Genomic DNA, 16,863 nt, shown 5'->3' with positions numbered 1-16,863 from the left:
GCATCACAATTTAGTTTTCAGCAATTATGCATTTTGTTTTTGTGAATCAAGAGATAAACACTCTTGTTCTTTTTGCAATTGCTTTACAAGTGGCTCAAACATATTTTGGTTGTTTTCATTTAAACGCATTAGTGTTTTATGCGCATCTAACACAGTGTTGAGCATTGCACTATGTGTAACGTGTTCTTCAGTTAATTCTAAAGTGCATACGTTTGGATCGCCGCAATAATTTAAAATCACAAATACCTGACCTAGCCCCATACTGTTGGCTAAAGTTGTAATATCTGGATTTGTCGAGAGCATAACAGCTTGAATATGATGAACTTGTTTAAGCTTAAGACCTAGTTTTGCAAGTACACCCAAGACTGTGCTGTCAATAAATGTAGTTTCAGTTAAATCAACAATTGCACCGACAACATTCTGTTGCTGTTCAATTTTGTTGAGTAACTTGTCTAAACTTATACAAGAGTGAGCGCGCACTTCGCCAATAAGCTTGAAAATATGCGTTCCGTTCAAACTTGCATATTCAACATGACCTGTTGACATATAAATGCCATTTTCAGAGAAAGGATATAAAATTATCCCATAGTGATATTCTAGACACAAGTGGTTGGATGCTGTGATCTAATTAAAATATTGATTTTAGAGTTAATTCATTCGACATATGCTTAGTATGGCAATATCGTCAGCAACATGATCTGGTGCTTTGAAAGCGTCATGCTGAAGATGTTCGACCAATTGATTAAATTGATCATTCAAACCGCCATCAAATGGTTCAAGTGCACCATCAGAACATAATATAAATCGAGCATTACGGCTCAGAGTACAACAATGTTCTTCAACTTCTAGCTCTTCAGTAAGGCCTAATGGAAAGCTACTTGTTGTAAGGATTTGTGGTGGTTGGTTGGGCTCAAAAATAATTGGAGGAGGGTAGTGCCCAGCACTTGACCAACATACTTCATGAGTTGCTAAGTTTAATATTCCCGCCACCATAGTAATATGCTTTTCAATATTTTCTTGTACTAACATTGCATTTAGTTTTTGAATCAATTGACTAGGTGTCTTTGATCGACCATGAAATGCCGCCATCCAAGATGTGAGTAAACTACTTGTTACCCCATGCCCTGAAACATCTGCTAAATAAAACAAGACTTCATCATCATTTAATCTCCAGTAATCATACCAATCTCCTGACAGGTAAGCTGAAGGCTGAAAAAATGATTCAAATTGATAGTTTGGTAATTCGATCGGGTTTGGTAATAATCTTTTTTGTAGTTCTGCGGCGGAAGGTAAATCTCTACTATCTTGATTACGTTTATATTGAGCATCAATTTTAAACAATGAATGAACAGGATTTTTGGGTAATTCACTCCAGATCCATCCTGCCAACGCACCCATTTCCCATGCTTGAGCTAATGCAGTTCCTTCATGTTCAAAAGCAAGAACAATTGTAGGTAATTTCCATTGGTATTTTAAAAAATCTTGTACATCGGCAATAGCAATTATAGTTTGATCATACAAATCTAAATCATCAATATGAATGATTTGTAAACTCGGTAACTCATTTAGTGCTTGGTCTAAATAAGATATTGAGCGTGTGGGTTGAATAAAATACATAGATAAGTAGCCGACCTTTTGTATTTGTATGATCATTTTTTAATTCATCATAGATGAAATATGATGAAAAACATAGTATTGCTAAAACTTTAAATTAATGCATAAGTCTATCATTTAAAATTCCTCAGAGATTACTTGTCATCACCTGATTGATCGTTATTATCATCTTCGTCACTTACAAATGAAACATCTGCCGAATCTCCATGCTTTTCAGCAATTTGGAAGGCTTTACGTTGTAAGTAAAAATCACGGATCATTGAATATTTATCACCTTTTAAGCTTTCTTCAATATCCAAAATTTGTGAGCGAGCATCAATTGCTTGTAATAAATTACTAGACCAATAAATACCTTCTTGATCATCTAATAAATATTTTTGTGGGCGACCAAAACTATCTGTTGCTAAACCAAAACCGTCACGGAATGTGCTTGGACCAAAAAATGGCAGCATCACGTAAGGACCTGATGGTACACCGTAGTAACCTAAAGTGACGCCAAAACTTTCCTCTTCAGTGGTTAGGCCTAAACGACGAGCAGGATCAGCAAAACCTAGTGTTGTAAGCGTATTAATCGTGAAACGACCTAATGTCTTGGCAGCGCGAGTTGGTCGTCCTTGGATTAATTGGTTGACTGCATTCCAAGGTTCACCTAGATTTTTCCTAAATTGGCGATAAGGAGTACGGACTTCTTCTGGAACTTTTGCCACATATTGTATTGCAACAGGTTTTAATAAATTACGATCCAAAGCATCATTTAAAGCAAAGATCTGTCTATTTAATGGTTGTAAAGGATCTTTTACAGCATCAGGTTGGGCAGCGTTTGCATTGACCTTTAAATCATTTCTAGTGATATGTTTTAAATCTTTTATGGCTTGAATCGTCGATGTCGATTGTTGATTGTTAGTATTTGCCACAGAGCTTGTGTGAATAGATGGCTTGTTTTGAACTTCTTGTGCTAATACAGGTGAGCATGCCCCAGCAGTTAACAGCCCAAGCAAGATGTAATTTGAGTAATGCATATAAGTCCTTCGTCGCCATTAGAGCGAAATACAGTCATTAGAATGATTGCGCTGCATGACGCAAAACATAGATATAAGGTATACAGTTTAGTTGTTCTCTTATTATTAAAACAAATTCGGTCGAAAAATATAAGAAAAATTGTGATTTTGGTTTAAAAATGTTCACTTAAATAAAAAGATTAAGAAAGGGGGTTGTATTGGTTTAGGAATGCTGTAGAATGCACATCCATCGGCGGTGATGCAGATAAAAACTTGTTGAGAAACAAGGATTTGGCTAGATTGGTTGGGTTCTTGGATTGATTGATAGGTTTTAAAAATATCTAAATTACCTGTTGACTTTAAGATAAATTAGAGTAACATAGCCGACCTAGCTTGATGATGACGAATCATCAAGAAGATCATTAAGAGAATAGAAGAACAACTTGTGTGGATTTTTACTGGTTGATCGATCGAAAATATTTCATTGATTGAATGGTAGAAATTTCTCGAAGTTTATTTGAGCGAATTTTTAGTCAGAAAATTGATGAGCCAAGATTTGTAGCCATAAGCTACTAATGATTTTAAACTGAAGAGTTTGATCATGGCTCAGATTGAACGCTGGCGGCAGGCTTAACACATGCAAGTCGAGCGGAGATGAGGTGCTTGCACCTTATCTTAGCGGCGGACGGGTGAGTAATGCTTAGGAATCTGCCATTTAGTGGGGGACAACATTCCGAAAGGAATGCTAATACCGCATACGTCCTACGGGAGAAAGCAGGGGATCTTCGGACCTTGCGCTAAATGATGAGCCTAAGTCGGATTAGCTAGTTGGTGGGGTAAAGGCCTACCAAGGCGACGATCTGTAGCGGGTCTGAGAGGATGATCCGCCACACTGGGACTGAGACACGGCCCAGACTCCTACGGGAGGCAGCAGTGGGGAATATTGGACAATGGGCGGAAGCCTGATCCAGCCATGCCGCGTGTGTGAAGAAGGCCTTTTGGTTGTAAAGCACTTTAAGCGAGGAGGAGGCTACTAGTACTAATACTACTGGATAGTGGACGTTACTCGCAGAATAAGCACCGGCTAACTCTGTGCCAGCAGCCGCGGTAATACAGAGGGTGCGAGCGTTAATCGGATTTACTGGGCGTAAAGCGTGCGTAGGCGGCTTTTTAAGTCGGATGTGAAATCCCCGAGCTTAACTTGGGAATTGCATTCGATACTGGGAAGCTAGAGTATGGGAGAGGATGGTAGAATTCCAGGTGTAGCGGTGAAATGCGTAGAGATCTGGAGGAATACCGATGGCGAAGGCAGCCATCTGGCCTAATACTGACGCTGAGGTACGAAAGCATGGGGAGCAAACAGGATTAGATACCCTGGTAGTCCATGCCGTAAACGATGTCTACTAGCCGTTGGGGCCTTTGAGGCTTTAGTGGCGCAGCTAACGCGATAAGTAGACCGCCTGGGGAGTACGGTCGCAAGACTAAAACTCAAATGAATTGACGGGGGCCCGCACAAGCGGTGGAGCATGTGGTTTAATTCGATGCAACGCGAAGAACCTTACCTGGCCTTGACATACTAGAAACTTTCCAGAGATGGATTGGTGCCTTCGGGAATCTAGATACAGGTGCTGCATGGCTGTCGTCAGCTCGTGTCGTGAGATGTTGGGTTAAGTCCCGCAACGAGCGCAACCCTTTTCCTTACTTGCCAGCATTTCGGATGGGAACTTTAAGGATACTGCCAGTGACAAACTGGAGGAAGGCGGGGACGACGTCAAGTCATCATGGCCCTTACGGCCAGGGCTACACACGTGCTACAATGGTCGGTACAAAGGGTTGCTACCTAGCGATAGGATGCTAATCTCAAAAAGCCGATCGTAGTCCGGATTGGAGTCTGCAACTCGACTCCATGAAGTCGGAATCGCTAGTAATCGCGGATCAGAATGCCGCGGTGAATACGTTCCCGGGCCTTGTACACACCGCCCGTCACACCATGGGAGTTTGTTGCACCAGAAGTAGGTAGTCTAACCGCAAGGAGGACGCTTACCACGGTGTGGCCGATGACTGGGGTGAAGTCGTAACAAGGTAGCCGTAGGGGAACCTGCGGCTGGATCACCTCCTTAACGAAAGATTGGTGACTGGTAAGAATCCACAACAAGTTGTTCTTCGAAGATGTATCTGAGGGTCTGTAGCTCAGTTGGTTAGAGCACACGCTTGATAAGCGTGGGGTCACAAGTTCAAGTCTTGTCAGACCCACCAAATCTGATTGTAGTAGCTTAGATTGAAAGATATGTCGTTCATTAAGTGATAAGCTGGGGACTTAGCTTAGTTGGTAGAGCGCCTGCTTTGCACGCAGGAGGTCAGGAGTTCGACTCTCCTAGTCTCCACCATGAATTAAAAGAGTTTGTAAAAACGAACTTAATTCAAAGCTAAGAAGATTATAGAGTTTAGTGAATACAGTCCAAGTTGACTGGTTTATTAATCTCTGTGATTTATCACAGTTTACTGCTCACCGACGAGGTGGTAGTTAATCATTAACAGATTAGAAAATTGAGTCTGAAATAAATTGTTCACTCATTTGTTCGAAAGAACAAAATGAGAACTAGCAAAAACACTGAATCAAGCGTTTTGGTATATGAATTTAGATTGAAGCTGTATGGTGATTAAGTTCACAGACAACGAATAGTAGCAATTAAGTTTGCAACGCTAACACTCACTTGTATGTGTTAACGACTGTTTGGGGTTGTATAGTCAAGTAATTAAGTGCATGTGGTGGATGCCTTGGCAGTCAGAGGCGATGAAAGACGTAATAGCCTGCGATAAGCTCCGGGGAGGCGGCAAATATCCTTTGATCCGGAGATTTCTGAATGGGGGAACCCACCCGCTATAAGGCGGGTATCATAAGCTGAATACATAGGCTTATGAAGCGAACGAGGGGAAGTGAAACATCTCAGTACCCTTAGGAAAAGAAATCAATTGAGATTCCCTTAGTAGCGGCGAGCGAACGGGGAGCAGCCCATTAAGTTGTGTGTGTTCTAGTGGAACGCTCTGGGAAGTGCGAACGTAGAGGGTGATATTCCCGTACACGAAAGGGCACACACAATGATGACGAGTAGGGCGAGGCACGTGAAACCTTGTCTGAATATGGGGGGACCATCCTCCAAGGCTAAATACTCCTGACTGACCGATAGTGAACCAGTACCGTGAGGGAAAGGCGAAAAGAACCCCTGTGAGGGGAGTGAAATAGATCCTGAAACCGCATGCATACAAGCAGTGGGAGCCGACTTGTTCGGTGACTGCGTACCTTTTGTATAATGGGTCAGCGACTTATATTCAGTAGCGAGGTTAACCGTATAGGGGAGCCGTAGAGAAATCGAGTCTTAATAGGGCGTTTAGTTGCTGGGTATAGACCCGAAACCAGGCGATCTATCCATGAGCAGGTTGAAGGTTGGGTAACACTAACTGGAGGACCGAACCCACTGTCGTTGAAAAGCCAGGGGATGACTTGTGGATAGGGGTGAAAGGCTAATCAAGCCTGGTGATAGCTGGTTCTCCCCGAAAGCTATTTAGGTAGCGCCTCGGACGAATACCATTGGGGGTAGAGCACTGTTTCGGCTAGGGGGTCATCCCGACTTACCAAACCGATGCAAACTCCGAATACCAATGAGTACTATCCGGGAGACAGACTGCGGGTGCTAACGTCCGTAGTCAAGAGGAAAACAATCCAGACCGCCAGCTAAGGCCCCAAAATCATAGTTAAGTGGGAAACGATGTGGGAAGGCATAGACAGCTAGGAGGTTGGCTTAGAAGCAGCCACCCTTTAAAGAAAGCGTAATAGCTCACTAGTCGAGTCGGCCTGCGCGGAAGATGTAACGGGGCTAAAACTATGTGCCGAAGCTGCGGATTTGACATTAGTCAAGTGGTAGGGGAGCGTTCTGTAAGCCGATGAAGGTGTATTGAGAAGTATGCTGGAGGTATCAGAAGTGCGAATGCTGACGTGAGTAACGACAAAACGGGTGAAAAACCCGTTCGCTGAAAGACCAAGGGTTCCAGTCCAACGTTAATCGGGGCTGGGTGAGTCGACCCCTAAGGCGAGGCCGAGAGGCGTAGTCGATGGGAAATTGGTTAATATTCCAATACTTCTGTGTAATGCGATGAGAGGACGGAGAAGGTTAAGTCAGCCTGGCGTTGGTTGTCCAGGTGGAAGGTTGTAGGCATGTATCTTAGGCAAATCCGGGGTACTCTATGCTGAGAACTGATAGCAAGCTGTACTTGTACAGTGAAGTGGCTGATACCATGCTTCCAGGAAAAGTCTCTAAGCTTCAGTTACACAGGAATCGTACCCGAAACCGACACAGGTGGTCAGGTCGAGTAGACCAAAGCGCTTGAGAGAACTCTGCTGAAGGAACTAGGCAAAATGGTACCGTAACTTCGGGAGAAGGTACGCTGCTGACGGTGATGGGACTTGCTCCCTGAGCTATTGGCAGCCACAGAAACCAGGCCGCTGCAACTGTTTATTAAAAACATAGCACTCTGCAAACACGAAAGTGGACGTATAGGGTGTGATGCCTGCCCGGTGCTGGAAGGTTAATTGATGGGGTTAGCGTAAGCGAAGCTCTTGATCGAAGCCCCAGTAAACGGCGGCCGTAACTATAACGGTCCTAAGGTAGCGAAATTCCTTGTCGGGTAAGTTCCGACCTGCACGAATGGCATAATGATGGCGGCGCTGTCTCCAGCAGAGGCTCAGTGAAATCGAAATCGCTGTGAAGATGCAGTGTACCCGCGGCTAGACGGAAAGACCCCGTGAACCTTTACTGCAGCTTGACATTGAACTTTGACCTTACTTGTGTAGGATAGGTGGGAGGCTTTGAAGTTGGAACGCTAGTTCCAATGGAGCCGTCCTTGAAATACCACCCTGGTAATGTTGAGGTTCTAACTCTGCCCCGTAATCCGGGGCGAGGACCATGTCTGGTGGGTAGTTTGACTGGGGCGGTCTCCTCCTAAAGAGTAACGGAGGAGTACGAAGGTGCGCTCAGCGTGGTCGGAAATCACGCGTAGAGTATAAAGGCAAAAGCGCGCTTAACTGCGAGACCCACAAGTCGAGCAGGTACGAAAGTAGGTCTTAGTGATCCGGTGGTTCTGTATGGAAGGGCCATCGCTCAACGGATAAAAGGTACTCTGGGGATAACAGGCTGATACCGCCCAAGAGTTCATATCGACGGCGGTGTTTGGCACCTCGATGTCGGCTCATCTCATCCTGGGGCTGAAGCAGGTCCCAAGGGTATGGCTGTTCGCCATTTAAAGAGGTACGCGAGCTGGGTTTAGAACGTCGTGAGACAGTTCGGTCCCTATCTACCGTGGGCGCTGGAAATTTGAGAGGATCTGCTCCTAGTACGAGAGGACCAGAGTGGACGAACCTCTGGTGTACCGGTTGTGACGCCAGTCGCATCGCCGGGTAGCTATGTTCGGAAGGGATAACCGCTGAAAGCATCTAAGCGGGAAGCCTACCTCAAGATAAGATTTCCCTAGGAATTTATTCCTCTAAAGAGCCGTTCGAGACTAGGACGTTGATAGGTTGGGTGTGGAAGCACGGTGACGTGTGAAGCTGACCAATACTAATTGCTCGTGAGGCTTGACTATACAACACCCAAACAGTTGTTGTATTCAAGATAAATTCAATACATAACTTGATTTAGTGTGAAAACTAGTTACAATACAGACCCAATAATCTAATCCGTTAATAACTCTTTCGGTAATAAGTGGCAAAAAACGTAAGACCACCGAAAGCCAAAACAGTTTGCTGGCGACAATAGCAAGAGTGAACCACCTGATCCCTTCCCGAACTCAGAAGTGAAACCTCTTAGCGCTGATGGTAGTGTGGCGTTTGCCATGTGAGAGTAAGTCATCGCCAGCTTTTAAATTCAAACACCCCCATTCGAAAGAGTGGGGGTGTTTTTTACTCAGGGGAAAGGAAATATTCTTTCATAAGAGTTGTGTTATTCTCTTAGCAATATGTCGAATAATTAATAAAGATGGGTTAGCATGATTTTTTATACACTTTTATCTGCTATTGCTTCTATCTATTTGTGTTTCTTAATATTGAATAGCATTAAAAAAAATACAGAGAAACAAAATCAAGAACCTAAAGTTGTTCGTGAATGGATATTGGATGATCCTGACGGTGAGCTATAGGTAGCTTTTATTACATCAGATCAAAAGGTGTGGTCTGCTTCTGGTCGTTATGCTCATTCTTCTGGTTCAACGAGTACGACTTGGTCTAGCTTTCTAGCAGGGGATTTAAATGAGCTTGTGCGAAGAACGATGGGAAAGAACGTGCTTGAAGAAATGCTTGAATGCCTTAAGCAGCAAAACATAAAATAATTCTATGCTGTTTGCATGTTTGTTAAATGAGAGGGATACAACCGCCTATTACAATAAATATTTTGCATCTTTGCTATTTTTGAGCAGATTAATCAATAGAAAAGAGCTTTGCTTATAGGCGTAAACATTGCTTTATGTTATAAATATTTTTATGGGCATGTTTTTTGCTTATTTAAAAGGGAAGTCTTGGTATGAAATTATCTGTAGGGTTGAAAGTTGCGAATAGTTTATCGTTAACCCCTCAATTACAGCAGGCAATTCGTTTACTACAACTTTCTAGCTTGGAATTGGAGCAAGAAATACAAACTCAATTAGATAGTAATCCGTTACTGGAAAAAATTGAAGAAAATAATACAACAGAAAGTTTATCTACTTCAGAGATCAGTGAGTCAGGAGATTTAACAACTGAACTTAATGCAGACCATTTACCAAATGATTTGCCTGTTGATACCGAATGGGATGATATTTATACACATCAATCAACTGCATTGGCGTCGCCAGAATATGAGGAACGAGAGGATAATCGTCAAGTTCAATTGAGTTTAAAAGAACATATCTTAGAGCAAGTAAATTTATTACATTTTTCAACAGTAGATAAATTAATTGCTTATTGCATCGTTGATTCTTTAGATGATAAAGGGTTTTTAGATGCTGAATTAGATGATATTTTGCTTGCAGTTACTCGGCTATTACAGGAAATGGAGAGTGCTGATGAGGTTGAAGAAGATGAAGTTATTGTTGTTTTAAAACATATTCAACGTTTAGATCCAATTGGAGTTGGTTCTCGAAATTTAGCAGAATGTTTAAAGATCCAATTAGAAGGCATAGATCAAAAAAAACCATACTTAGCTGAAGCAAAGTGTTTACTGAAGTATTATGAATTATTAATAGCAAATGATTTAAATAAATTATTGAAACAAACGGGTTTGTCTAAAGAGCAGTTGAAAGGTGCTGTTGATTTATTAAAAACATTAAAACCATATCCAGGTTTAGAATTTAGCCAACAAGAATCTGAATATCAAGTTCCTGATGTTGTGGTTTCCAAGAAAGATCAGCATTGGCAAGTGCAGCTTAATCCTGATGTTATGCCTAAATTAAGGATTAATTCTTTTTATTCAAATATGATTCGTCGTGCTGATCAGAGTGATGATAATATTTATTTACGTAATCAAATGCTTGAGGCGAAAAATTTTATTAAAAGTATAGATGAACGACATAAAACATTACTTAAAGTTTCAACTTGTATTGTGGAACATCAGCGAGCTTTTCTTGAACAAGGACCTGAGGCGATGAAGCCTTTAGTTCTCCGTGATGTTGCAGAGGAAGTTGAGTTACATGAATCCACTGTTTCACGTGTAACAACTAATAAATATATGCTTACACCACGTGGTTTATTTGAATTGAAATACTTTTTTTCAAGTCATGTTGGAACAACGACAGGTGGTGAAGCATCTTCAACTGCGATTCGGGCAATGATTAAGAAATTGGTTTCGAATGAAAATCCGCGTAAGCCTTTGTCTGATAATGCAATTGCGGAAATGTTGAAAGATGAGGGGATTGAAGTAGCTCGACGTACAGTCGCAAAATATCGTGAATCGTTACATATTCCATCATCTTCAGAAAGAAAAGTCTTGATCTAAATTTCAAGGTGTGACTATTCTAGGGATTCATTATTACGGAATAATGAATCTTTTTAATAGTCACTAAAGGAATCGCTAAAATGATTTAATGAATGTTGAATCTTAATATGCATTAAATTTGCTTGGGCGATTCTTTGTATCCTTAGAAAAAGGTGAGGGATAGAATTATGCAAATAACGATTCGTGGACACCATTTAACCATTACGCCTGCTATTGAAGAAAATATAAAAATGAAATTTAGTCAAATGACTAAGCATCTAGATCAAGTGAATAGTATGCAAATTAAATTGGCTAAAGATCATCAAATTGATAAACGTTCTCATAAAGGGAGCTCTAATCATATTGCTGAGGCGATTATTCGCTTACCGGGGATTGAACTGTTTGCGCAGGCGACAGCAGATGATATGTATACTTCGATTAACAAATTAACAGAAAAACTAAAAAGACAGCTTGCAAAACATAGAAAAATACAGTGTTCTTATCAACATGAGCTGGCAATTTTAACTTAAGTTTTTTTATCAAAAGAGGCTTTGCAAATAGCCTCTTTTTTTTATCGATAAAAAAAGAAACGGCTTACTGAATTATCTGAAAAAGTTATAGTAAAATGTATGGTTTGACGCCATGGTTGTATAAGAGGTCTAGTAATGAATAGTGAGCAGCTCACGCAAATTTTAAAAGAAGCTTTCCCTGAAGCAGAAGTAGCAGTGAGTGGCCAAGCTGGGAAATTCGACCTTCGAATTGTTGATGATCAGTTTGATGGCAAACGTACGATTACTCGTCAACAAGCCGTATATGCACCATTAAACTCTTATATCGCAAGTGGTGAAGTGCACGCAGTTACGATTCGCGCAATGACAAAAGACGAATGGCGCAAAGCAAGCCTTTTCGGAGCTTAAATATTAATGGATAAATTTTTAATTACGGGCGGTGTTAAGCTCGAGGGCGAAGTACGTATTTCTGGTGCTAAAAATGCTGCTCTGCCTTTACTTGCTGCAATGATTCTTGCAGATTCTCCGATTACTTTAACCAATGTACCTCATTTAAAAGATGTGAACACCTTAGTGAAGCTGATTGCTGGCTTAGGCGTTACAATGAGCTATGAAGGGGATACGGTTCGTGCGGATGCGTCAACATTAGATAATCAGTTTGCACCTTATGAACTTGTGAAAACTATGCGTGCATCAATTTTGGTACTTGGTCCACTATTGGCTCGCTATGGAAATGCTAAAGTTTCATTACCTGGTGGTTGTGCGATTGGTTCACGTCCTGTTGATCAGCATTTGAAAGCATTGGAAGCTTTAGGTGCGCAGATTGAAGTTGAAAATGGTTATGTTCATGCTTCTGTTGATGGTCGCTTAAAAGGTGGCGAAGTTATTTTTGATATGGTCACTGTTGGTGGCACTGAAAATATCTTGATGGCTGCTGTATTGGCTGATGGTGTGACGACGATTCGTAATGCTGCTCGTGAACCTGAAATTACTGATCTTGCACAAATGCTCATTAAAATGGGTGCCAAGATTGAAGGTCTAGACACAGATACATTAGTTGTAACAGGCGTTGAAAGTTTACATGGCTGTGAATATGCGGTTGTTGCGGATCGAATTGAAACTGGTTCATATTTAGCTGCCGCTGCAATTACAGGTGGTCGAGTTAAAACCACGCATACGGATCCAGCATTGTTAGAAGCAGTATTGGATAAGTTTGAAGAAATGGGTGCAGAAGTGACCCGTGGTGATAATTGGATTGAACTAGATATGCAAGGTAAACGTCCTAAAGCTGTGAGCTTTAGAACTTTACCTCATCCCGAATTTCCAACTGATATGCAAGCACAGCTTATGGCGGTCAATGTGATTGGTCGTGGTTTTGCAACGATTTCAGAAACAATTTTTGAAAATCGTTTTATGCATGTTCCTGAATTGTCACGTATGGGCGCAAATATTCAAGTGGAAGGGCATGATGCAGTCGTAACTGGCGTAGATAAATTGCAAGCTGCTCCTGTAATGGCGACTGATTTACGTGCATCATTTTCTCTTGTTCTCGCTGCATTAGTCGCAGAAGGGGAAACCTTAGTTGATCGTATTTATCATATCGATCGTGGCTATGAACAAGTTGAAGAAAAGTTACAAAGTTTAGGTGCTCAGATTAAGCGAGTAAAAGGATGAATGACTTAAGAAACGATGATCCAAATTTTGATGTAATGGGTAATTTTGATCATGGTTTAACCTTAGCACTCAGTAAAGGACGTATCCTAAAAGAGACATTACCTTTACTTGAAAATGCGGGTATTAATTTATTAGAAGATCCTGATAAATCACGTAAATTAATTTTCCCAACCACACATAAAAAAGTACGTATTCTGATTCTTCGTGCTTCTGATGTACCGACGTATGTTGAGAACGGTGCAGCAGATTTTGGTGTAGCGGGTAAAGATGTGCTGATGGAACACGGCGCCCAACATGTTTATGAGTTACTTGATCTAAAAATTGCAAATTGTAAATTGATGACTGCTGGTAAAGTTGGAATGGAACGTCCGAAAGGCCGTTTAAAAATTGCAACTAAATACGTGAATCTTACGCGTCAATACTATGCAAGTTTAGGCGAGCAAGTTGATGTGATCAAACTTTACGGATCTATGGAGCTTGCACCTCTGGTTGGGTTGGGTGATTACATCGTCGATGTGGTTGATACAGGTAATACTTTACGTGCCAATGGTTTAGAGCCATTAGAAGAAATTTGTAAAGTTTCTTCTCGTTTAATTGTCAATAAAGCGAGCTTTAAACGTAAACAAGCCGTGTTAAATCCAATTTTGACGCAACTTGAAGAAGCTGTGAAATCACGTTCAGTATGATTTTGCATGATGATTCAAAAAACCGTTCTTTTGAACGGTTTTTTTATCGCTTAATTTTCTGATTAAGGGAAAGAATGTCTTACTTTCAAATTTGGCTGTGTGCTAAAAGGGTTTATCGTTTTGTGATTAGAGATAAGAATGAAAACGCCCTTGCAACGTAAACAAGAATCTATTTTGAAATTACAAGCACAATCGATTCCTTACATCGAATGGTTGCCGCATATTGAATCGGCTGATGAAGTTATAGCCCGTTCAGTTGAAAGTATCGCCAAACGAGCAATTGCGTGTTTGATCATTATCCAAGTGGCATGTGATTTAAACAATCAGCAATTTGATCAAGAAGCTAAAGACTTTATCGTTGATTTACTAAATAAATTTGAAGTATTTGATGAGCTAACCCGTAAAGAACGAAATATTTTAAATCAAGAGGTTTCTCAACAAGATGTCGTGAATATGATTTGGAAATATGAAGCTTATTGGGTTTTACTTTGGGCACTCGGAATTGTGAAAGAACTCAATTATCCAAATGAAATAGCAGATTGTGATTTTGCAGTTCAGGTAGTTTCTGCTTGTCGCTCATTTGATGAATTTATGCAGCAAGTTGAGTTAAGAAATCTGGATGAAATTTTAGATCAGGCAGATTTGACCTATCGTTATGATTGGGCATGCGTAGATGCTCGTTTAAAACAACAAGATGCGCCTGAAAATTTAAATGCTTCAGTTGTTGTGGAACGTCATGGTGCTTTGAATTGGCTAATACAGCATGATGGAGATTGGGATAATCCAGACTTAAATACATAAAATTTAAAATATTTAAACCTAAAAATGATTTTTCCTATTAAAGCAGGTGGAAATGCTTATGTTATCTTGCCCACAAGCGTGTTGAAAAAGAGTAAACTTAGCCTTCTCTTATTCGCCTTGTGGGTAAATTGATGCGACGTTTATCGACTCAGGATCAAAATTTTAAACAGGCATTTGCTGAACTTTTAGCATTTGAAACTGTGAATGATCCTCAATTAGTACAAACTGTAGACCAAATCATTGCTGATGTTCGTCAGTATGGTGATGATCATGTACTTAAATTAACACAACAGTTCGATCGACATCCAGCGCATCAATTCTCGGATTTGGAACTGACCCAAGCTCAACTTAAAACTGCATTTGAAGGCTTAAGCATAGAAATTCGTGAAGCCTTAGAATTGGCTGCAAAACGTATTCGTTCTTTTCATCAGGCACAAAAGCAGGAAGGTTGGACTTATGTTGATGATCTGGGTAATACCTTAGGTCAGAAAGTCACACCACTTGATCGCGTCGGGATTTATGTTCCTGGTGGATTAGCATCTTATCCATCATCTGTACTTATGAATGCTTTACCAGCACATGTAGCAGGGGTTCCTGAAATTATCATGGTGGTTCCAGCGCCGAATGGTGAATTGAATCCATTGGTTTTAGCAGCTGCATATTTAGCAGGGGTAAGCCGTGTATTTACTATTGGTGGTGCTCAAGCCGTCGCCGCGTTAGCTTATGGAACGCAAACCATTCCAGCTGTCGATAAAATTACAGGACCGGGGAACCGTTTTGTAGCAGCAGCAAAACGTGCAGTCTTTGGTCAGGTGGGTATTGATATGATCGCGGGACCTTCGGAAATTTTGGTGTATGCCGAAGGGGAAAATAATGCTGAATGGTTGGCTATGGATGTATTGTCTCAAGCTGAGCATGATACGGTTGCACAAGCCATTTTTATTACGTCAGATGAAGCACTTTTAAATGCTGTCGAAACAGCCATTGAAAAGCATTTAAGTGAATTGCCAAAAGCAGAAATTGCTCGAACTTCGATTCAAAATCGTGGTGCGTTGGTACTGGTAAAGGATCGTTCGGAAGCGATTAAACTGATTAATCAGGTTGCTCCAGAGCATTTAGAATTATGTCTTGATGATGCTGAATTAATGAGCCAAGAGATTCGTCATGCAGGTGCGATCTTTATGGGGCGTTATACGCCTGAAGCGATCGGTGATTATTGTGCAGGCCCAAATCATGTTTTACCGACTTCGGGTACAGCGCGTTTTTCTTCACCGCTCGGCGTTTATGATTTCCAAAAGCGTTCAAGTTTAATTATGTGCTCGCAAGAGGGCGTTAAAACTTTGGCTAAAACAGCAGATGTGTTGGCAGTTGAAGAAAATCTTGATGCCCATGCACGCTCGGCACGCTATCGCTATCAATAACCGATTCGAAGAATAGATAGGGGCTGATAGAAGCCCCTTTTTTGAGATATATGAGAGTAGAACAATGACGTTTACAACTGAACAAATGCGTTTTTGGAGTCCAGAAGTTCGTGAACTTGAGCCATATGTACCAGGTGAGCAGCCTAAGATTCAGAACTTACTAAAACTTAATACCAATGAAAACCCATATCCACCATCACCTAAAGTTGTGGAAGCAGTCCAAGCAGTTTTAACTCACCAAGCTGATGCTTTGCGCTTGTATCCAGATCCAGATGCGACGGCTTTAAAGCAAGCAATTGCCAAACAGCAGCATGTTGATGTTGCTCAAGTCTTTGTCGGTAATGGTTCGGATGAAGTTTTAGCACATATTTTTAAGGCTTTTTTTATTCAGAAAGAGCCAATTCTCTACCCAGATATTACCTATAGTTTTTATCCTGTTTATAGCCAGTTTTTTGCAACGCAAACCAAGCAGATTCCTTTGAATGACAAGTTCGAAATAGATGTTTGTGATTATGCACAGGAAAATGGCGGTATCATCATTACCAATCCGAATGCGCCAACCAGCATTGCATTAGGATTAGCGCAGATTGAGCAAGTACTTAAAACAAATCCTGATCGAGTCGTTGTGATTGATGAAGCTTATGTCGATTTTGGCGCTGAGTCAGCAGTGCAATTGGTCAATCGTTACGAAAATTTAGTCGTTTGCCAAACGACATCTAAATCACGTTCATTAGCTGGTTTACGTGTTGGCTTTGCGATTGCACAAGCGCATTTGATTGCTGCACTTGAAGCAGTGAAGAATAGTTTTAATTCCTACCCAATTGATCGTTTTGCGATTGCCGCAGCGGTGGCTTCATTTGAAGATCAAGCTTATTTTGAAGTGCAATGTGCCAAAGTGATTGAGAGTCGAGAAAAATTAGTGACTGATCTCACTGTCTTGGGTTTTGAGGTATTGCCTTCGAAAGCCAATTTTATCTTTGCTACACATCCGCAACATGATGCTGCTCAGTTGTCTCAACAATTGCGTGAACAGGGGGTTATTGTGCGTTATTTCAATAAGCCGCGCATTAATCAATTCTTGCGTATCACGATTGGTACAGATGAACAAAACCAGCGTTTGGTGGATACGCTTAAAACTCAAATTTTATAATTTGTATAAAAAT

Annotated in this window: 11 protein-coding genes, 2 tRNA genes, 3 rRNA genes and 1 pseudogene; 14 read left to right on the top strand and 3 right to left on the bottom strand. The window is 41.1% G+C overall.

Features of this window, described 5'->3' with window-relative positions; all coding sequences use genetic code 11:
• Window positions 1-24: 24 nt before the first annotated feature.
• From gigB to AC0JIQ_RS13255, 3 genes are all read right to left on the bottom strand, one after another.
• Window positions 25-546: an anti-anti-sigma factor GigB gene (gene gigB, locus AC0JIQ_RS13265; RefSeq protein ID WP_004664261.1), complete on the bottom strand. Its 522-nt coding sequence runs from the start codon at window positions 544-546 to the stop codon at window positions 25-27.
• A gap of 102 nt (window positions 547-648) precedes the next feature.
• Window positions 649-1,617, bottom strand: coding sequence for an RsbU family protein phosphatase GigA (gene gigA / locus AC0JIQ_RS13260; protein WP_034601930.1), 969 nt, complete (start codon window positions 1,615-1,617; stop codon window positions 649-651).
• A gap of 131 nt (window positions 1,618-1,748) precedes the next feature.
• On the bottom strand, window positions 1,749-2,633 hold the full coding sequence (locus AC0JIQ_RS13255; protein WP_474201927.1) for an MlaA family lipoprotein: 885 nt from the start codon (window positions 2,631-2,633) through the stop codon (window positions 1,749-1,751).
• A 562-nt stretch (window positions 2,634-3,195) separates the two neighbouring features.
• Between AC0JIQ_RS13255 and AC0JIQ_RS13250 the strand changes: the two genes are divergently transcribed.
• The 14 genes and pseudogenes from AC0JIQ_RS13250 (at window position 3,196) to hisC (ending at window position 16,850) form a co-directional block, all read left to right on the top strand.
• Window positions 3,196-4,732 (top strand): 16S ribosomal RNA (locus AC0JIQ_RS13250).
• A gap of 59 nt (window positions 4,733-4,791) precedes the next feature.
• Window positions 4,792-4,868 (top strand) — tRNA-Ile (locus tag AC0JIQ_RS13245).
• 55 nt (window positions 4,869-4,923) lie between these two features.
• Window positions 4,924-4,999 (top strand) — tRNA-Ala (locus tag AC0JIQ_RS13240).
• Window positions 5,000-5,358: 359 nt separating this feature from the next.
• Window positions 5,359-8,249 (top strand): 23S ribosomal RNA (locus AC0JIQ_RS13235).
• Between the two features lie 159 nt (window positions 8,250-8,408).
• Window positions 8,409-8,523, top strand: a 5S ribosomal RNA gene (rrf, locus tag AC0JIQ_RS13230).
• Together the 16S, 23S and 5S rRNA genes with 2 tRNA genes alongside form the textbook arrangement of a ribosomal RNA operon.
• A gap of 128 nt (window positions 8,524-8,651) precedes the next feature.
• Window positions 8,652-8,990 (top strand): annotated as a pseudogene (locus tag AC0JIQ_RS13225) (hypothetical protein).
• A 191-nt stretch (window positions 8,991-9,181) separates the two neighbouring features.
• Window positions 9,182-10,630, top strand: coding sequence for an RNA polymerase factor sigma-54 (locus tag AC0JIQ_RS13220; RefSeq protein WP_474201926.1), 1,449 nt, complete (start codon window positions 9,182-9,184; stop codon window positions 10,628-10,630).
• Window positions 10,631-10,797: 167 nt separating this feature from the next.
• Window positions 10,798-11,139, top strand: coding sequence for a ribosome hibernation-promoting factor, HPF/YfiA family (hpf, locus tag AC0JIQ_RS13215; protein ID WP_004663846.1), 342 nt, complete (start codon window positions 10,798-10,800; stop codon window positions 11,137-11,139).
• Between the two features lie 135 nt (window positions 11,140-11,274).
• The gene (gene ibaG / locus AC0JIQ_RS13210) at window positions 11,275-11,526 is read left to right on the top strand and encodes a BolA family iron metabolism protein IbaG (protein ID WP_004663844.1); all 252 of its coding nucleotides are present in this window, start codon (window positions 11,275-11,277) and stop codon (window positions 11,524-11,526) included.
• A gap of 6 nt (window positions 11,527-11,532) precedes the next feature.
• Window positions 11,533-12,792, top strand: coding sequence for a UDP-N-acetylglucosamine 1-carboxyvinyltransferase (gene murA / locus AC0JIQ_RS13205; protein WP_005158797.1), 1,260 nt, complete (start codon window positions 11,533-11,535; stop codon window positions 12,790-12,792).
• On the top strand, window positions 12,789-13,478 hold the full coding sequence (hisG, locus tag AC0JIQ_RS13200) for an ATP phosphoribosyltransferase (protein WP_004663840.1): 690 nt from the start codon (window positions 12,789-12,791) through the stop codon (window positions 13,476-13,478). The genes murA and hisG overlap by 4 nt, the downstream gene beginning before the upstream one ends.
• A gap of 138 nt (window positions 13,479-13,616) precedes the next feature.
• A complete protein-coding gene (locus AC0JIQ_RS13195; RefSeq protein ID WP_474201925.1) occupies window positions 13,617-14,279 on the top strand; it encodes a DUF4272 domain-containing protein in 663 nt (220 codons plus the stop codon).
• Between the two features lie 131 nt (window positions 14,280-14,410).
• Window positions 14,411-15,700 carry a histidinol dehydrogenase gene (gene hisD / locus AC0JIQ_RS13190; protein WP_474201924.1) on the top strand — a complete coding sequence of 430 codons (1,290 nt, stop codon included), beginning with the start codon at window positions 14,411-14,413 and terminating at the stop codon, window positions 15,698-15,700.
• A gap of 64 nt (window positions 15,701-15,764) precedes the next feature.
• Window positions 15,765-16,850 (top strand): histidinol-phosphate transaminase, encoded by a 1,086-nt coding sequence (gene hisC, locus AC0JIQ_RS13185; RefSeq protein WP_474201923.1) that lies wholly within the window; start codon window positions 15,765-15,767, stop codon window positions 16,848-16,850.
• Window positions 16,851-16,863 lie beyond the last annotated feature (13 nt).

This window comes from Acinetobacter sp. FB (genome assembly GCF_056033405.1).
Note: the sequence above shows the minus strand (reverse complement) of the source record. Positions and strands in the feature narration are given on the sequence as shown.